Raw genomic sequence first — 15718 nt, 5'->3', positions numbered from 1 at the left:
AGCGGGCTCTCCTTTCAGGTGCGCGCACAGCCTTGTGGGCTGTGCGCGGAGCATCCTGCAGACGTCAGTCGATGCGCTTGGCCGACTTGATCACGACAGGGTCGATCGGCACGTTTTGCATGCCTTGCTTGGTGGTGGTCTGGGAGTTGACGATGATGTCGACCACGTCCATGCCCTTGACCACTTTGGCGAATACCGCGTAACCGGCGTCACGGCCTGGGTCGAGGAACGCATTGTCAGCCACGTTGATGAAGAATTGGCTGGTGGCCGAATCCGGGTTGGAGGTGCGTGCCATCGACAGCGTGCCACGCACGTTGTGCAGGCCGTTGCTGGCTTCGTTCTTGATCGGCGGCTGGGTGTCTTTCTGCTGCATCTGTGGAGTGAAACCCCCGCCCTGAACCATGAAACCCGGAATCACGCGATGGAAAATGGTGTTGGTGTAAAAGCCTTTGTCTACGTAGTCCAGGAAGTTTTTGGTACTGATCGGCGCCTTGACCGGGTCCAGTTCGACTTCAATGTCACCATTGGTGGTGGAGATCAAAACGTGCGGCGCCTTGGCCGGCTGGGCCGCCATCAAGTTGGCAGCGAACAGAACGGAACCGGCAAAGAAGGCGATTTTTTTCAGCATGGGTCAGTGATCCTGAGCAGTGGTGTCGACGGTCTTTAGAAATTCGAGCAGGGTTGCGTTAAAGACCTCGGGTTGATCCAAGGGCGTGGCATGGCGGGAATCTTCGATGACCACCAGTCGCGCATCGGGCAGCAGTTTTACATAGATTTGTTTTTGCGCCACAGGGGTGTAGTCGTGGTCGGCGCTGATGACCAGGGTTGGACAGGCGATGCTGGACAGTCGTTCCTGCACGCCCCAGCCCACAATGGCGTCGAAGCTGGCGAGATAAGCACGTTTGTCGTTTTTTGCCCAGCGTTCGGCCATCTTGCGCCGCAGGTCGGCCTGCTGCGGTTTGGGAAACAGCCGGTCACCGAGAGCCTTGCCGATGGTGTTCAGGCTGAGCACCCGGGCCAGCGTCCAGCGTTTGGTCCATTGCCAATAGTCATTGGCGCTGCGCACCTTGACCTCAGGCGCGCTGTTGACGATGCACAGGCTGCGGACGCTGCCGGGCTCGTCCACCGCCAACTGAAACGCAATCATGCCCCCCATGGACAACCCCACCACATGGGCCGGCGGCAGGTCGAGGTGTTGGATCAGTGCGCTCAGATCGGCGCTGAAGCCAGGGATGCTGTAGCGTTCGCGGGGTTTGTCGGAGCGCCCATGGCCGCGTACATCTACCACGATCAGGCGGTAATGCCGGGACAGCACCGGCACCTGCAGCTCCCAGTCCTGGCTGCTGGAGCCCAGGCCATGAATTAGGATCAGTGGGGTGCCGTGGCCGTATTCCTCGTAGTGCAGGCTGCAGTCGTCATGGTCGAACCAGGGCATGCTTGAACTCCGTTTCAGGCTTGTCGAGGGGCGGCGAAAGGGGCGTCCAACGGAGCGGTGTCGAAGGTGCGCAGCAATTCCACGAGGATCTGCGTGGCCGGCCCCAAGGGTTTGTCCTTGTTCGAATACAGGTAGAACGTGGGATGGCGGCTGCCGCCCTGTTCCAAAGGTAGCTGCTTGAGCACGCCCTCGGCGAGTTCGCGTTCGATCATGTGCCGTGGCAACCAGGCAAAGCCCAGGCCGCTGCCTACAAAGGACGCCGCCGTGGCCAGGCTGCCGACGGTCCAGCGCTGTTCGGCGCCGAGCCAGCCCACATCCCGCGGCTGCTGACGGCCGGAGTCGCGGATCACCACTTGCATCTGGCTTTCCAGGTCCTGGAAGCTCAGCGCGCGGTTCATACGGTGCAGGGCGTGCTCGGGGTGGGCGACGGCGACAAACTCCACATCGCTCATCTCGGTGCCCAGGTAGCCGGGGATACTGAAACCGCAAATCGCCAGGTCGGCCACGCCTTCGATCAGCAGCTCTTCGACGCCGGACAGCACTTCCTCACGCAAGCGCACGCGGCAACCGCGGCTTTGCGGCATAAACGCACTCAAGGCGCGCACCAGGCGTGCGTTGGGGTAGGCGGCGTCCACCACCAGGCGCACTTCGGCTTCCCAGCCTTGCTCCATATGGTGGGCGAGGTCTTCCAACTGGCTGGCGTTTTTCACCAGTTGCCGCGAGCGGCGCAACAGCACTTCACCGGCGTCGGTGAGTACAGCCTTGCGCCCGTCGATGCGCAGCAGCGGCACGCCGAGTTGGTCCTGCATGCGGGCTACGGTGTAGCTCACCGAAGACTGCGAACGGTGCAGCGCTTCGGCCGCCTGGGCGAAGCCGCCATGGTCGACCACGGCTTGCAGCGTGCGCCATTGATCGAGGGTAACGCGGGGCGCTTTCAAGATGGGTTCCTCTTGTCCTAAGCTGGCGGTCCTTATTGGAGACTGCCGAATGAGAAAATTCTGTTGTGTGCTGCTGGCGCTGCTGCCGTTGAGCGCGTTCGCCTACCCTATCGATGTGAGCAAAAAGATCGACGGCGTGAGCGTGGACTACACTGCGACCGACGTGGATGCCGATATCAGTTCGATTCAACTGAATAACTACGGCACCAACGACGCCCAGTGCTCGGTAGTCTTCACCAATGGTCCGGAGTCGCCGCGTCGGCGTACCGTCTCGGTACCGGCCGGCAAGAGCACCAACACCACGGTCAAATTCAACCGCGCGATTATCAAGATGCGTATCGCCCTGACCTGCACCCCGAAATAACCCATCAGCGGAGCAGGCCAACAGGGATACTCCGCTTATCAACAAATTTCTAGATGGGTTATAGCAGTTTTTTGCGCTTTTTTATCGAATGAGCCCTGGTTAATCTTTTCTCCATCGACTTACAGCAGTTTCAGATGGAGCCTACATAGCCATGTCCAACGTTCTGATCATCGAAAGCAGTGCACGCCAGCAGGATTCCATTTCCCGCCAACTCACTCAGCAGTTCATCAGCCAATGGCAGGCCGCCCACCCGGCGGACCGGATCACCGTGCGCGACGTGGCCCTCAACCCGGTTCCGCATTTGGACGCCAACCTGCTCGGCGGCTGGATGAAACCGTCGGAACAGCGCAACGACGACGAACAGATCTCTCTGGACCGCTCCAACGAATTGACCGATGAGCTGTTGGCCGCCGACGTGCTGGTACTGGCCGCGCCGATGTACAACTTTGCCATCCCCAGCACCTTGAAAGCCTGGCTGGACCACGTATTGCGTGCCGGCGTGACGTTCAAATACACACCCACCGGGCCCCAGGGCCTGCTGACCGGCAAGCGCGCCATTGTGCTCACCGCGCGCGGCGGCATTCATACCGGCGCCAGCTCCGATCATCAGGAACCGTATCTGCGCCAGGTTATGGGCTTTATCGGGATTCATGAGGTCGCTTTTATTCATGCCGAAGGGGTGAACCTGAGCGGCGACTTCCAGGAAAAAGGCATCAATCACGCCAAGGCCCAGCTGGCCCAGGTGGTGTGAAGCTTTAATCGCCAGATAATCCCGCAGTGTTTATATCGCTGCACGCCAACCCTTCAAGTACGCGTAACGAACCTCCCTTTGCACTTGTGCTCCTGAGTGCTCCTGCCCGACTGACGCTTTAGCGAGGTCGGGTTTTTTTTGCCCCGAGTTTCGTCCCGCGACGAAAAGCTTTAATGTCCCGCCCATTCGAAACGAGGCGCGCATGGGCTATCTACTGGTTGTCACCCTGATTCAGGCATTTTCCTTCAGCTTGATCGGCGAATACCTCGCCGGTCACGTCGACAGCTACTTCGCGGTGCTGGTGCGCGTGGTGCTGGCCGGGCTGGTGTTTATCCCGCTGACGCGCTGGCGTTCGGTGGAGCCGGCGTTCATGCGCGGCATGCTGGTGATCGGCGCGCTGCAGTTCGGCGTGACCTACGTGTGCCTGTACCTGAGCTTTCGCGTGCTTACCGTGCCGGAGGTGCTGCTGTTCACCATCCTCACGCCACTGCATGTGACCCTGATCGAAGATGCTCTCAACCGCCGCTTTAATCCCTGGGCATTGCTGGCTGCCCTGGTGGCAGTGGCGGGTGCGGCAGTGATTCGCTTCGACCAGGTCACCCCGCACTTCCTGATGGGCTTTTTGCTGCTGCAATTGGCCAACTTCACCTATGCCGCCGGGCAGGTCATGTACAAGCACCTGGTGGCGCGCTACCCGAGCGACCTGCCGCACTACCGACGCTTCGGCTATTTCTACCTTGGCGCATTGCTGGTGGTGTTGCCGGCGTTCCTGTTGTTCGGCAAAGCTGATTTTCTGCCGCAAGCGCCGCTGCAGTGGGGTGTACTGGTGTTCCTCGGCCTGGTCAGCACGGCATTGGGCCTGTACTGGTGGAACAAGGGCGCATGCCTGGTCAACGGCGGCACCCTGGCAGTGATGAATAACCTGCACGTACCGGTTGGGTTGTTGCTCAACCTGTTGATCTGGAACCAGCACGAGCCGCTGGGCCGGTTGGCCTTGGGCGGGCTGGTGATTGTGGGGGCGGTGTGGATCAGTCGGTTGGGCGTCAAGGCGCCCAACCGCTCGCTGGCTTAAACCGCCGGGTAATCCGGGGCCGCTAAATGACTGGCGCCCGCCACCGCCGGTAGCATCCCCGCCCGCAGATCGTTGCCACTGGGTTGCTGGTACAGGCTCAGGCCGAACTCCGGCAACACCGCCAGCAGATAATCGAAGATATCGCCCTGGATTCGTTCGTAATCGGCCCACGCCGTGGTGCGGGTAAAGCAGTAGATTTCCAGCGGCACGCCTTGGGCGGTGGTCTGCATCTGGCGGACCATGCAGGTCATGTTCGGCTGGATGTCCGGGTGGCTTTTCAGGTAGGCCAGCGCGTAGGCGCGGAAGGTGCCGAGGTTGGTCATGCGCCGGCGGTTGGCCGACAACTGCGCGCTGTGACCCTGAGCTTGGTTCCAGGCCCTGAGTTCGGCTTGCTTGCGGCTGATGTAATCGGTGAGCAGGTGCACCTGGGTCATGCGCACTTCTTCGTCGTCACGCAGGAAGCGCACGCCGCTGGCATCGATGAACAAGCTGCGCTTGATGCGCCGCCCGCCCGAGGCCTGCATGCCGCGCCAGTTTTTGAACGATTCGGACATCAAGCGCCAGGTGGGGATGGAGACGATGGTTTTATCGAAGTTCTGCACTTTCACCGTGTGCAAGGTGATGTCCACCACATCGCCGTCGGCGCCGACCTGGGGCATTTCGATCCAGTCGCCGACCCGCAGCATGTCGTTGCTGGTCAACTGCACGCTGGCGACGAACGACAGCAACGTGTCCTTGTAGACCAACAGAATCACCGCCGACATTGCACCCAGGCCGGACAACAGCAACAGCGGCGACCGGTCGATCAGGGTGGCAACGATGATGATCGCGCCGAACACGAACAGCACCATCTTGGCCAATTGCACATAGCCCTTGATCGAACGGGTGCGTGCGTGTTCGGTGCGGGCGTAGATGTCCAGTAGGGCGTTGAGCAGGGCGCTTATGGCCAGCACCAGGAACAGGATGGTGAACGCCAGGGCCACGTTGCCGATGAACAACGTGGCAGTCTTGCTCAGGTCGGGCACCAGATACAGGCCGAACTGAATCACCAGAGACGGTGTCATCTGCGCCAGACGATGGAAAACCTTGTTGTGCCGCAGGTCGTTGAGCCAGTGCAGGGCCGGTTGGCGCCCGAGCAGTTTGACCGCGTGCAGGATCAGGTAGCGCGCCACCCGACCCAGCACCAGGGCCACCACCAGCAATACCAGCAAGCCCAGGCCCGCATGCAGCATGGGATGTTGGTCGAGTGCGTCCCAAAGGTCTTGGACGTTGCGCCAGAGCTGTTTGATATCCATGAATAAAGCGATTCCTCGGTAAGACAAGTCGGGGGCGATTAGAGCACCTGAGTGCGACAAAGTTGACGTCGCCGACACAATCAAGCACAAAAAAACGCCTGATTGGGCCCGTTCGCGTAAAGAAACTCGGTTTGGACGCCCGAAACCGTTACCCTATGCAGCTGATATTTTGCATTTCTTCGAGGTAGCACCCGTGTTTTCCCAATTCGCCCTGCACGAACGCCTGCTCAAAGCCGTGGCCGAGCTTAAATTTGTCGAGCCTACGCCTGTGCAAGCCGCGGCCATCCCGCTCGCGCTCGAAGGGCGTGACCTGCGGGTGACAGCGCAAACCGGTAGCGGCAAGACCGCCGCTTTCGTCCTGCCGGTTCTGAATCGTTTGATTGGCCCGGCCAAGGTCCGCGTCAGCATCAAGACCCTGATCCTGCTCCCGACCCGCGAGCTGGCCCAGCAGACCCTGAAGGAAGTCGAACGCTTCTCGCAGTTCACCTTCATCAAGTCCGGCATCATCACCGGCGGCGAAGACTTCAAGGTGCAGGCCGCCATGCTGCGTAAGGTGCCGGACATTCTGATCGGCACGCCAGGGCGCATGATCGAACAACTCAACGCCGGCAACCTGGACCTCAAGGAGGTCGAAGTGCTGGTACTCGACGAAGCCGACCGCATGCTCGACATGGGCTTTGCCGACGACGTGCAGCGCCTGGTGGGCGAGTGCGTCAACCGTCAACAGACCATGTTGTTCTCCGCCACCACCGGCGGTTCGACCCTGCGCGACATGGTCGCCAAGGTGCTGAACAACCCGGAACACCTGCAGGTCAACAACGTCAGCGACCTCAACGCCACCACGCGTCAGCAGATCGTCACCGCCGACCATAATGTGCACAAAGAGCAGATCCTCAACTGGCTGCTGGCCAACGAGACCTATCAGAAAGCCATTGTGTTCACCAACACCCGCGCCGCCGCCGACCGCATCTACGGCCGCCTGGTCGCCCAGGAATACAAGGCGTTCGTGCTGCACGGCGAGAAAGACCAGAAAGATCGCAAGCTCGCCATCGACCGCCTCAAGGCCGGCGGTGTGAAGATCCTGGTGGCCACCGACGTGGCCGCCCGTGGCCTGGACGTGGATGGCCTCGACCTTGTGATCAACTTCGACATGCCGCGCAGCGGCGACGAATACGTGCACCGTATCGGCCGCACCGGGCGGGCCGGCAACGATGGCCTGGCCATCTCGCTGATCTGCCACGGCGACTGGAACCTGATGTCGAGTATCGAACGCTACCTCAAGCAGTCGTTCGAGCGCCGCACCATCAAGGAAGTCAAAGGCACCTACACCGGGCCGAAGAAGGTCAAGGCGTCGGGCAAGGCCGTCGGCGTGAAGAAGAAAAAGACCGACGCCAAGGGCGACAAGAAGAAAACCGGCGCCAAGTCGCCGACCAAGCGCAAGATCGCCAACCGCCCGAAGACCGACAACCTGTCGTTGGTGAGCAAGGACGGCATGGCCCCGCTCAAGCGCCGCAAACCCGAAGCGCCAGCTGCTGAATAAGCCTGGGGCGATATAAAAAAACCGGACGATGTCCGGTTTTTTTATGGGCTCAGTTTTCGGCCTTGGCGGCGGCCTCTTTCAGTTCTTTGAGGCGCGCGTCGATCAACTGACATTTGTCGGGGAACTCCGCGCTCTCGGTGTCCAGGTCCATTTTCTGCAGTTCGTCGTTCATCTCCTTGGCCTTGGCTGGGTTCTGTTCGGTGAGCCGGGTCACTTGCTTAGCCAGCTCCTCGCGCTTGGCGGTGGCTTCTTCCGGCGTACAGGCCCAGGTCGGCAGGGCGGTGAGCAGAGCGGCGGCGACGGTCAGATTCATCAGGGTTTTCATGGGGCGACCTCCTTGGCGTTTGTACGCAGTTGAGGGGGCGAACGTCTGGAAAGTTCAGAGAAATGACGCCCGTCCATTCGGCTGAACGGCTGCCGACGTGACAGGTCACACCTGCTGACGGGCCACTTTTGCTCACGCCCGCAGGAGGAATCAGGATGACGACTTACAACTGGGATTTGATCGAACGTTTGCTGCACGAAGTGCAGAACGGCGAGGGCAGCTTTGCCCCGCGCAAATATGCGGAGCAGGAAGCCGCCGACAAGGCCACGGCCGGTGAGTCCATCGGCAACCTGGATACGCTGAAAAAGACCGCTGCCGACTATGAAGCGTTGCTGTTCAAACGCGGCTTTATCGAATCGCGCCCGGAAGAACAGGGCGGTAACGGCGAGAATTTCATTTTGACCCCACGGGGAGCGAGCCTGCTGTCCCTGATTGACAGCTCCATTCCTGGCAACGCTCATCCGCGTCAGGTCATGGACGAGCAGGAAGACGCATTGGACCCTGAAACCTTTGATCGCGTGGCTTCCGAAGCGGCGATTGCGGGCGGCGCGATCTAGGATCGTTGTCGAGTTGCTAAGGCAGCCCGCATTTCAACGGGCAGCGGCCTTGAGGCACTTGAGTGCCTTGAAGTCGCTGCGCACGCCGTCGATTTTCTGGGTGAGTTTTAACCGCTGTTGCGGCGTGCTGTCGGCCATCAAGTCGACGATCAGGCTTCGCGCTTGCGCTTCAGTCTGGGCGTAGGCGGCACGGTATTGCGGGGTCCATAGGCTTTCACGGTCCACCAGCAGTTGCTGCATCTTTTGTGGGAAATCGGCACTGCGGCGTTGCTGGACCGCGTCGATAAACTGCGCCTGCCAATGGGCGCGGTTGCCGATCCACTGCTCATTCTGCTCACCCAGCGCGACCGACCAGGCCAGGACGCGGGCTTGCTGGCTGGGGCTGAGCGGGCCCATCCAGCTGTCCAGGCGCTTGCGCATGCGTTCGGCGCGCTCCTTGATCTGCTGTTGCAGTGGGGGCTTGAGGTATTCGTCCTGACGCTTGCGCAGGTCTTTGGCCAGCGCGGCGTTCATGTCCTCGACCTGCTCATCGTCCAGCCCTTGCAGCAGCTCGATGGCCGACGGGGTGATTTCTCGTGCAACCTCGGCAATCGCTTGTTTGGCCTCGACGGTGCGGGTTTGCAGCGCGGCGTCCGTGACTTGATTGGCGTCCACCATCTGTTGCAGGCGGTCCAGCCAGTCCAGGTAGCCCGGCAGTTGCGTGGTGCAATGCCAGGCCAGGTGTTCTTTGAGTGTGTCGTTGAACCAGCTCTTCTGCCCGGCGTTCATGTCCAGGTAGTCATTGAGGGTCCAGGGGATGATCACGTCCAGATTGCGATAGGCCAGGCCCACGCGATTGCAGCCGGCGAGCACCAGGCTCAGGGTCAGTACTACCACCAATAGTTTGAGCCGACGCAGCATGAGCGGATCCTTGCACAGAGGGGACTTGTGCATGTGAACCCTGGCCGGGTCCGACAGTTCAGCCCATCAATAAAACGAGCGCACGGCCTTGAGAGTCAGCAGGCCATCGCATTGCGCGTTGTGCCCGGAGTAGGCGGAGCAATTGCCGCCGCTGAGGCTGGAATCGCTGTAGATCAGGTCCAGGTCGATGCCCTTCCAGGCGCGGGAAAACTGCACCGACCAGTCGCTGAAACTGCTGATGGAGCCGCCATCCACCGACACTGGCGAGCCTAACTGATGGGTGGTGTACTTCATGCTTACCCCGATCCCGAACGGCTGTGTGCCGCTAAGGTCGGCAAAGAGGGTGCTGTCCTGGCGGTCCGGGTCGTTGCTGAAGGAAGCGCCGAAACGATTGCCGAGCAGGTTCAGACCTCCGTAGAACTCCTGGCTGTTGAGCGGGCTGAGGGTGGGGTAGCTGTAGTGGATCAAGCCGACTTCGTAGCCCAGGGTCTGATCGAAAGGGTGTTTGAAGCCCATATACGAATCGATTTCGAGGTTGCTGGAGGAGGATAGCCCCATGTTCGGCGAGAACTGGCCGAAGTACAGGCCGCTGTCGTGGCTCAGATCCAGGCCGCCGTGGAACGAGCCACTGCCCGGCGACGTCGGCTTGACCAGGCCCTGGGCCATGCTGCGGCTGGGGGTTGTACCCAGTTTCAGGTCGAAGTCGCCCAATTCGCGTTGGAAGATTTGCGCTTCCGCCAGAGGGCTGGCGACCAGGGCAGTGATCAGGAATATGCAGGGTTTAAACATGCTTCACTCCATGAAAAGCGAGGAGCAGTGACGGAAAAATCGGGCAGATGCCCGCGCTAGACGCGTGCAAGGATACCGGCGAATAGCGGTCGGTGAGGCCCGTTCGTCGATTAGGGTGCTATTGAATGCAATAAGAGGGTGGTACCGACGCTAGTCCTAGCGCCTTGAAGGCAAGGCGCTTAGGGACCAGGTGTGTTGCGAGAGTGTTACTTCTTGCCCAGGCTGATCTGCTTGGACGGGCCGAAAGTCTGGCCGCTTACGCCCTTGGCAATTTGCTGGATTTCGCCACCGGATTTAAGGAACGCAGCAATCTGGCTGTTGATCGATTCGCTGGTTTCAACGGCGGGAGCTGGCTTTGCTTTGCTGTTGGATGCTTTTACACGCATGGCGGCCACTAACCTGTAGAGAATTAACTTGGCCAGGCATCGTACATGAAATACTTGACAATTGCTTGGTAAATATCCCTTGAGAATAAATCTCCGGGTTGAGAATGGGCAAAGTTGGGCCTATCAATAATCCGCTAACTTACTGTTTTAACTGGAAAGCCCTGAAACAACTGGCCTGGCGTGCTGGGCGAAATTCATCAGGATGATCTGACGAGCGGGGCAGGGCCAGCAGAAAGCCACGCAACCCCTGGATTTTTCAGGCGTGCGCGCGTGGCGGGCACAACTCGGGTAGAATGCCGCCCACGTAACGAGGGGTTTGGAAATGGCTTTAGTCGGGCGCTACAACAGCTTGCAAGTGGTTAAACACACTAACTTTGGTTTGTATCTCGATGGTGCGCAAGACGGTGAAATCCTCTTGCCTAATCGGTATATCCCCAAAGATATTCCCAGTGAAGATGAAGACTGGCTTAACGTTTTTATTTATCTGGACAGCGATGACAAACTTATCGCTACAACTGAAAAGCCCAAAGTTCAAGTGGGCGAGTTCGCCAGTTTGAAAGTAGTGGAAGTCAACAGCATTGGCGTATTCCTCGATTGGGGGCTGCCCAAAGATCTGTTGCTGCCTTACTCGGAAGAAAAGCGTCAGTTGAGCGCGGGTGAGTATTGCGTGGTGCATGTCTATCTCGACAAGCACACTAAGCGCATCACCGCCACCGCGCGCCTTGATCGCTACCTGGACAAGACACCCGCCAACTATCAGGTGGGCCAGGAAGTCGATCTGCTGGTGGCCGAAGCCACCGATATGGGTTTCAAGGCGATCATCAACAACAAGCACTGGGGCTTGATCCACAAGAACGAAGTCTTCAAATTCCTGCGTCCCGGCAAGGAAGAGAAAGGCTTTATCAAGGAGATCCGCGCCGACGGCAACATCAGCTTGAGCCTGCAACCGGTCGGTCAGGAAGCGGCCTCCAGCCTGAACTCGAAGATCCTCGCCAAGTTGCGCGAAAACAACGGCACCTTGCCGGTCAGCGATAAAAGCGATCCGGCGGTGATCAGCAACTTGTTCGGCGTGAGCAAAGGCAACTTCAAGAAAGCCATCGGCGCGCTCTACAAACAGGGCCAGATCGTGATTCATGCCGATCGCATTGAACTAAGCTGAGGGCGTTTTGCTCTTCTGTAGGCGCTGATCGGCGCCTACAGAGGCTGTTTCCATGACCAAGAAAATCCTGTTTGCCTACCTGGGCACGTTGCTCGCCTTTTTGATTCTGGACGGCCTCTGGCTCGGCGTCCTTATGGGCCCCACCTACAAATCCCTGCTGGGCCCTCTGATGCTCGATCAACCTCGGCTGTTGCCCGCGGTGCTCTTCTATCTCTTGTATGTGCTCGGCTGTGTGGTATTCGTGGTGCTGCCCAGCGTCAGTTGGCAGCGCGCGGCGCGCTTGGGCGCATTGTTGGGGCTGGTGGCGTACGGCACTTATGATCTAAGCAACTGGGCCACGTTGCAGGGTTGGTCCGCTCAACTGGCAGTGATGGACATGGCTTGGGGCACCTTCCTCACGGCGGCCTGCTGCACGGTGGGTTACGTGTGTGCACATCGGGTGCACTGATGATTGTGTACAGGATAAATCTGCACCGTTGCTGAGCGAAGTGCCGCTGATTAAGGTTCGCTGATCCCCTTGGACTGCCGTAACACAGGGATTGTGTGCCATTGGCACGTATTCTGCTGACGATCTCGTATACAAACCATGCCGCCTCCCGTATGCACCTGCTACGGCAGCGCAGGCCGGTATGACGAGGAGCCAGCGATGACCGAACAATTGCCCAACGGCTACAGCCCACGCCTGTACAACCAGGACCTTGGTCCACTCCCGCAAAAGTGGACCTGGTACAACATCTTTGCCTTCTGGATGAGCGACGTGCACAGCGTCGGTGGCTACGTGTTCGCCGCCAGCCTGTTCGCGCTGGGGCTGGCCAGTTGGCAGGTGTTGATCGCCTTGCTCGCCGGCATCTGTATCGTGCAATTGATCGCCAATCTGGTGGCCAAGCCCAGCCAGCAAGCGGCAGTGCCTTACCCGGTGATTTGCCGTCTGGCGTTCGGGGTGTTCGGTGCGAATATTCCCGCGGTGATTCGCGGCCTGATCGCCGTGGCGTGGTATGGCATTCAGACCTACTTAGCGTCGAGTGCCTTGATCATCGTGGTACTGCGATTCTTCCCACAAATGGCGGTCTATGCCGAGCCGCATTTCGCGGGCCTCTCCTACCTGGGCTGGTTTGGTTTTCTCAGCCTATGGGTGCTGCAAGCCGCCGTGTTCTGGGCCGGGATGGAATCCATCCGCCGTTTTATCGATTGGGCGGGCCCGGTGGTGTACGCCGTGATGTTTATCCTGGCCGGCTGGATTGTGTGGAAGGCGGGTTGGGCGAATATCAGTTTCACCCTGGCGGAAAAATCCCTGTCGGGTTGGCAAGCGTTTGGCCAGGTGATCGTCGCCACGGCGTTGGTGGTGTCGTACTTTTCTGGGCCCACCCTGAATTTCGGCGATTTCAGCCGCTACTGCCGCAGCATGCAAGACGTGCGACGCGGTAATTTCTGGGGCCTACCGGTGAATTTTCTGGCGTTTTCCCTGGTCACCGTGGTGATTGTTTCAGGCACCTTGCCGGTGTTTGGCGAGATGCTGCATGACCCCATAGCCACCGTCTCGCGGATCGATAACAGCATGGCTGTTCTGCTCGGTGCCTTTGCATTTGTAACCGCGACCATCGGCATCAATATCGTCGCCAACTTTGTATCCCCGGCGTTCGACTTCGCCAACGTCGCGCCGAGCAAAATCAGCTGGCGCGCCGGGGGCATGATCGCGGCGGTGGCCTCGATCTTCATCACCCCGTGGAACCTGTTCAATAACCCGCTGATGATCCACTACACCCTGGATATTCTCGCGGCGTTCATCGGGCCGCTGTTCGGCATCCTGCTGGTGGACTTCTACCTGATCAAAAAACAACGGATCAATGTGGATGCGCTGTTCGATGACAGCCCGAGCGGGCGCTATTACTTCGACGGTGGTGTGAACTGGACAGCGGTCAAGGCGCTGGTGCCCGCGACGCTGGTGGGCGTTGCGATCACCTTCACCCCGGCATTGCAGGGCCTGGCCAACTTCGCTTGGTTCACTGGGTGTTTGCTGGGCGGCCTGTTCTTTCTGGTGCTGGCGCGACGCGAGCAGGGTCGCGTGCCGGCGCCGCTGGTTGCGAGCTGAGGACGATCCCGCCCGCCACTAATAGACCTGCACCGGCGATTACCAACGCCGGCTGCAAACCGCCGCTCAGATGGCTGCTGATCGAGGCCAGCAACGGGCCGCTCAATTGCCCGATGGCGAAACTGGCAGTGAGCAGCCCGGTGTTGCGCTGGTAGCCGTGGGGCGCGATCTCTCGCAGACGCGCCATCACCAGTTGCATGCATGCCAGGAACGGCCCGCCGCATAGCAGCACACCCAAGGTCAGGCCCCAGCCATTGCCCAGCAGGCAGGCGAACACCCCGGCCGCTTGCAGCCATAAGGTCGTCATCAGCCAACAGCGGGTAGTGTGCGCATCCTTGCGGCGCAGGCTCGCGGCCACCACGCCAAGGGCCGATGCCAGGCCAAAGCAGGGCCAGAACAGATCGGCCTGCCAGGCGCCCTTCAATTGTGCACTGGCCATTTGCGACAGAAAGGTCGCCGGGATGATGTAGCCCACGCCGTACAGCACGTAAACCCAGCACAGATGCGTGATGCTGCCATTGCGGCCAGCGCTGACGTCGGCCCCTGGCGCGGCGGTTGCCTTGACCGGCGGCAGGAACGGCAGAATCGCCAGCAGCATCACCAACGCCACGCCGCCATACACCCGCCACAGTATTGCGCTACTTTGCCCCACTTGGTTGGCGACCAGTGCCAGCACCCCCGTCAGCAAAATCCCCAGCCCCGGTCCGGCAAATACCAGTGCCCCCAAGCGCGGGCGGCCGGCGGCAAGCGCCAGGGGCTGGCTCAGGCTGGTGATCATCACCAACGCCCACGCGCTCGCCACTCCCGTGCCGAACCGGAGTAACAAATGCGCCCAAAAGCCATGGGCCCAAGACGAGGCCACGGTCAGCAGCACACACAGCCATAAGCCGCCGTACAGACGGCCGCGAATATGCTGATGGCTGCGGGCGAACATCGAATCCACTGCGCCGACGAAATAGCCCAGGTAGTTGGCGGCCGCGATCAGGCCCGCGTCGGTCAAATTGATCTGGCCTTCATTCAGTAGGTGGGGCAGTTGCGGAGTGAGCGCGAAACGGCCAATGCCCATAGCCATCATCAAGGCGATAAAGCTGGCGAGTAAGCGGATTAACGGCGACATGGTCAGGGGTTCCTGCAAGAAACGTATGACGGTCAGCCTAAGGTGCATTGACTTTCTGCAAAAATGAATAATAGTGAGTAACTTGTTCAGTTTTGGAGAAAGGTATGGAGTTCAGTCAATTGCGCATCTTCCAGGCGGTGGCCGAAGAGGGCTCCATCACTCGCGCGGCCGAGCGCCTGCACCGCGTGCCGTCGAACCTGTCGACACGCCTCAAGCAGATGGAGGAACAGCTCGGCGTCGAATTGTTCGTGCGCGAACGTCAACGCTTGCAGTTGTCCCCGGCAGGCAAGGTGCTGCTGGACTACAGCACGCGTCTATTGGCCTTGCATGACGAAGCCCACAGCGCGGTGCAAGGCGGCCAGCCGGCAGGGGATTTTGTGCTGGGCAGCATGTACAGCACCGCGGCGATTCACCTGCCGACCTTGTTAGCGCGTTATCACAAGGCTTATCCGCAGGTGAACTTGCAGGTGCAGTCGGCGCCCAGTGGCGAATTGCTTGAAGGCCTGATCACCGGGCGGCTCGACGCGGCGTTGGTGGACGGCCCGCTGACCATCGCCTCTTTGGATGGCATCCCGTTGTGCGAAGAGCGCTTGGTGCTGATCTGTGAAGCGGACCATGCGCCAGTGCGCGGGCCTCAGGACGTGGCTGGTCGCGCAGTGTTCACCTTTCGCCGCAGCTGCGCTTATCGCGCGCGTCTGGAAAGCTGGTTTGCCCAGGATCGTGTGGCCATGGGGCGCGCTATTGAGATCGAGTCGTATCAGGGCATGCTCGCCTGTGTGATTGCCGGTTCGGGAGTGGCGTTGATGTCCGAATCCATGCTTGCCAGCCTGCCGGGCAGGGACAGTGTGTCCGTTCATCCGCTGATAGGGCAATTTGCCACTGCGACCACCTGGTTGATGTGGCGAAAAGGTATGCTCGGCGCTAACCTCAACGCATGGATCGACCTGCAGCAAACAGGCAAGGCCGAGTTGCTGCCAGACACCCGCGCCATCGCTTGAGCG

Annotated in this window: 18 protein-coding genes; 9 read left to right on the top strand and 9 right to left on the bottom strand. The window is 60.0% G+C overall.

The features are described from left to right. Positions 1-64 precede the first annotated feature (64 nt). From YA0848_RS16080 to YA0848_RS16070, 3 genes are read right to left on the bottom strand one after another with little or no spacing between them, the layout of a single operon-like run. On the bottom strand, positions 65-628 hold the full coding sequence (locus YA0848_RS16080; RefSeq protein WP_094064978.1) for a peptidylprolyl isomerase: 564 nt from the start codon (positions 626-628) through the stop codon (positions 65-67). 3 nt (positions 629-631) lie between these two features. After that, complete coding sequence (locus tag YA0848_RS16075) at positions 632-1435, bottom strand: alpha/beta fold hydrolase (RefSeq protein WP_040269070.1); 804 nt, start codon at positions 1433-1435, stop codon at positions 632-634. A gap of 14 nt (positions 1436-1449) precedes the next feature. After that, entirely contained in the window at positions 1450-2373 is a 924-nt protein-coding gene (locus YA0848_RS16070) for a LysR family transcriptional regulator (protein ID WP_034099642.1), read from the bottom strand. 49 nt (positions 2374-2422) lie between these two features. Between YA0848_RS16070 and YA0848_RS16065 the strand changes: the two genes are divergently transcribed. From YA0848_RS16065 to YA0848_RS16055, 3 genes are all read left to right on the top strand, one after another. Continuing rightward, complete coding sequence (locus YA0848_RS16065; protein ID WP_034099640.1) at positions 2423-2737, top strand: hypothetical protein; 315 nt, start codon at positions 2423-2425, stop codon at positions 2735-2737. A gap of 151 nt (positions 2738-2888) precedes the next feature. Then, positions 2889-3488 (top strand): FMN-dependent NADH-azoreductase, encoded by a 600-nt coding sequence (locus YA0848_RS16060; protein WP_034114781.1) that lies wholly within the window; start codon positions 2889-2891, stop codon positions 3486-3488. 202 nt (positions 3489-3690) lie between these two features. Next, positions 3691-4560: a carboxylate/amino acid/amine transporter gene (locus YA0848_RS16055; protein ID WP_034099636.1), complete on the top strand. Its 870-nt coding sequence runs from the start codon at positions 3691-3693 to the stop codon at positions 4558-4560. Here the strand turns inward: YA0848_RS16055 and YA0848_RS16050 are convergent. Next, a complete protein-coding gene (locus tag YA0848_RS16050; protein ID WP_034099634.1) occupies positions 4557-5855 on the bottom strand; it encodes a mechanosensitive ion channel family protein in 1299 nt (432 codons plus the stop codon). The two genes, YA0848_RS16055 and YA0848_RS16050, sit on opposite strands and share 4 nt — an antisense overlap. Positions 5856-6048: 193 nt before the next feature. Between YA0848_RS16050 and YA0848_RS16045 the strand changes: the two genes are divergently transcribed. Continuing rightward, positions 6049-7395 (top strand): DEAD/DEAH box helicase, encoded by a 1347-nt coding sequence (locus tag YA0848_RS16045; protein ID WP_016979359.1) that lies wholly within the window; start codon positions 6049-6051, stop codon positions 7393-7395. A 49-nt stretch (positions 7396-7444) separates the two neighbouring features. Here the strand turns inward: YA0848_RS16045 and YA0848_RS16040 are convergent, their stop codons facing one another. After that, positions 7445-7720, bottom strand: a complete 276-nt coding sequence (locus YA0848_RS16040) for a hypothetical protein (RefSeq protein ID WP_034099632.1) — start codon at positions 7718-7720, stop codon at positions 7445-7447. A 155-nt stretch (positions 7721-7875) separates the two neighbouring features. Between YA0848_RS16040 and YA0848_RS16035 the strand changes: the two genes are divergently transcribed. Continuing rightward, complete coding sequence (locus YA0848_RS16035) at positions 7876-8277, top strand: hypothetical protein (RefSeq protein WP_034099630.1); 402 nt, start codon at positions 7876-7878, stop codon at positions 8275-8277. A gap of 33 nt (positions 8278-8310) precedes the next feature. Here YA0848_RS16035 and YA0848_RS16030 read toward each other — a convergent pair whose 3' ends face one another. The 3 genes from YA0848_RS16030 to YA0848_RS16020 form a co-directional block, all read right to left on the bottom strand. After that, entirely contained in the window at positions 8311-9177 is an 867-nt protein-coding gene (locus YA0848_RS16030; protein ID WP_034099628.1) for a DUF6279 family lipoprotein, read from the bottom strand. Positions 9178-9243: 66 nt separating this feature from the next. Beyond that, on the bottom strand, positions 9244-9966 hold the full coding sequence (locus YA0848_RS16025) for a TorF family putative porin (protein WP_034099626.1): 723 nt from the start codon (positions 9964-9966) through the stop codon (positions 9244-9246). Between the two features lie 206 nt (positions 9967-10172). Beyond that, positions 10173-10352: a hypothetical protein gene (locus YA0848_RS16020; protein ID WP_003193095.1), complete on the bottom strand. Its 180-nt coding sequence runs from the start codon at positions 10350-10352 to the stop codon at positions 10173-10175. 322 nt (positions 10353-10674) lie between these two features. Between YA0848_RS16020 and YA0848_RS16015 the strand changes: the two genes are divergently transcribed. The 3 genes from YA0848_RS16015 (at position 10675) to YA0848_RS16005 (ending at position 13600) form a co-directional block, all read left to right on the top strand. Continuing rightward, complete coding sequence (locus YA0848_RS16015; protein WP_034099624.1) at positions 10675-11511, top strand: CvfB family protein; 837 nt, start codon at positions 10675-10677, stop codon at positions 11509-11511. Between the two features lie 52 nt (positions 11512-11563). Then, positions 11564-11959, top strand: coding sequence for a DUF2177 family protein (locus YA0848_RS16010; protein ID WP_034099623.1), 396 nt, complete (start codon positions 11564-11566; stop codon positions 11957-11959). A 198-nt stretch (positions 11960-12157) separates the two neighbouring features. Further along, complete coding sequence (locus tag YA0848_RS16005) at positions 12158-13600, top strand: NCS1 family nucleobase:cation symporter-1 (protein WP_047881298.1); 1443 nt, start codon at positions 12158-12160, stop codon at positions 13598-13600. Here YA0848_RS16005 and YA0848_RS16000 read toward each other — a convergent pair. Continuing rightward, positions 13512-14717, bottom strand: coding sequence for an MFS transporter (locus YA0848_RS16000; protein ID WP_169902469.1), 1206 nt, complete (start codon positions 14715-14717; stop codon positions 13512-13514). The genes YA0848_RS16005 and YA0848_RS16000 overlap by 89 nt on opposite strands. A 104-nt stretch (positions 14718-14821) precedes the next feature. On the opposite strand from YA0848_RS16000, the gene ptrR reads away from it, so the two are divergent. Continuing rightward, complete coding sequence (gene ptrR, locus YA0848_RS15995) at positions 14822-15715, top strand: putrescine utilization regulator PtrR (protein ID WP_099311970.1); 894 nt, start codon at positions 14822-14824, stop codon at positions 15713-15715. Positions 15716-15718: the final 3 nt, after the last annotated feature.

The organism is Pseudomonas sp. S4_EA_1b, assembly GCF_016307435.1.
GTDB lineage: Bacteria > Pseudomonadota > Gammaproteobacteria > Pseudomonadales > Pseudomonadaceae > Aquipseudomonas > Aquipseudomonas rhodesiae.
The sequence above is the reverse complement of the archived record's forward strand: the minus strand, read 5'-3'. Positions and strand labels throughout refer to the sequence as shown.

Bases quoted from the DNA above. Each gene is read 5' to 3' on its own strand.
- YA0848_RS16080 (WP_094064978.1), bottom strand. From the start codon at position 628: ATGCTGAAAAAAATCGCCTTCTTTGCCGGTTCCGTTCTGTTCGCTGCC.
- YA0848_RS16075 (WP_040269070.1), bottom strand. From the start codon at position 1,435: ATGCCCTGGTTCGACCATGACGACTGCAGCCTGCACTACGAGGAATAC.
- YA0848_RS16065 (WP_034099640.1), top strand. From the start codon at position 2,423: ATGAGAAAATTCTGTTGTGTGCTGCTGGCGCTGCTGCCGTTGAGCGCG.
- YA0848_RS16060 (WP_034114781.1), top strand. From the start codon at position 2,889: ATGTCCAACGTTCTGATCATCGAAAGCAGTGCACGCCAGCAGGATTCC.
- YA0848_RS16055 (WP_034099636.1), top strand. From the start codon at position 3,691: ATGGGCTATCTACTGGTTGTCACCCTGATTCAGGCATTTTCCTTCAGC.
- YA0848_RS16050 (WP_034099634.1), bottom strand. From the start codon at position 5,855: ATGGATATCAAACAGCTCTGGCGCAACGTCCAAGACCTTTGGGACGCA.
- YA0848_RS16040 (WP_034099632.1), bottom strand. From the start codon at position 7,720: ATGAAAACCCTGATGAATCTGACCGTCGCCGCCGCTCTGCTCACCGCC.
- YA0848_RS16035 (WP_034099630.1), top strand. From the start codon at position 7,876: ATGACGACTTACAACTGGGATTTGATCGAACGTTTGCTGCACGAAGTG.
- YA0848_RS16030 (WP_034099628.1), bottom strand. From the start codon at position 9,177: ATGCTGCGTCGGCTCAAACTATTGGTGGTAGTACTGACCCTGAGCCTG.
- YA0848_RS16025 (WP_034099626.1), bottom strand. From the start codon at position 9,966: ATGTTTAAACCCTGCATATTCCTGATCACTGCCCTGGTCGCCAGCCCT.
- YA0848_RS16020 (WP_003193095.1), bottom strand. From the start codon at position 10,352: ATGCGTGTAAAAGCATCCAACAGCAAAGCAAAGCCAGCTCCCGCCGTT.
- YA0848_RS16015 (WP_034099624.1), top strand. From the start codon at position 10,675: ATGGCTTTAGTCGGGCGCTACAACAGCTTGCAAGTGGTTAAACACACT.
- YA0848_RS16010 (WP_034099623.1), top strand. From the start codon at position 11,564: ATGACCAAGAAAATCCTGTTTGCCTACCTGGGCACGTTGCTCGCCTTT.
- YA0848_RS16005 (WP_047881298.1), top strand. From the start codon at position 12,158: ATGACCGAACAATTGCCCAACGGCTACAGCCCACGCCTGTACAACCAG.
- YA0848_RS16000 (WP_169902469.1), bottom strand. From the start codon at position 14,717: ATGTCGCCGTTAATCCGCTTACTCGCCAGCTTTATCGCCTTGATGATG.
- ptrR (WP_099311970.1), top strand. From the start codon at position 14,822: ATGGAGTTCAGTCAATTGCGCATCTTCCAGGCGGTGGCCGAAGAGGGC.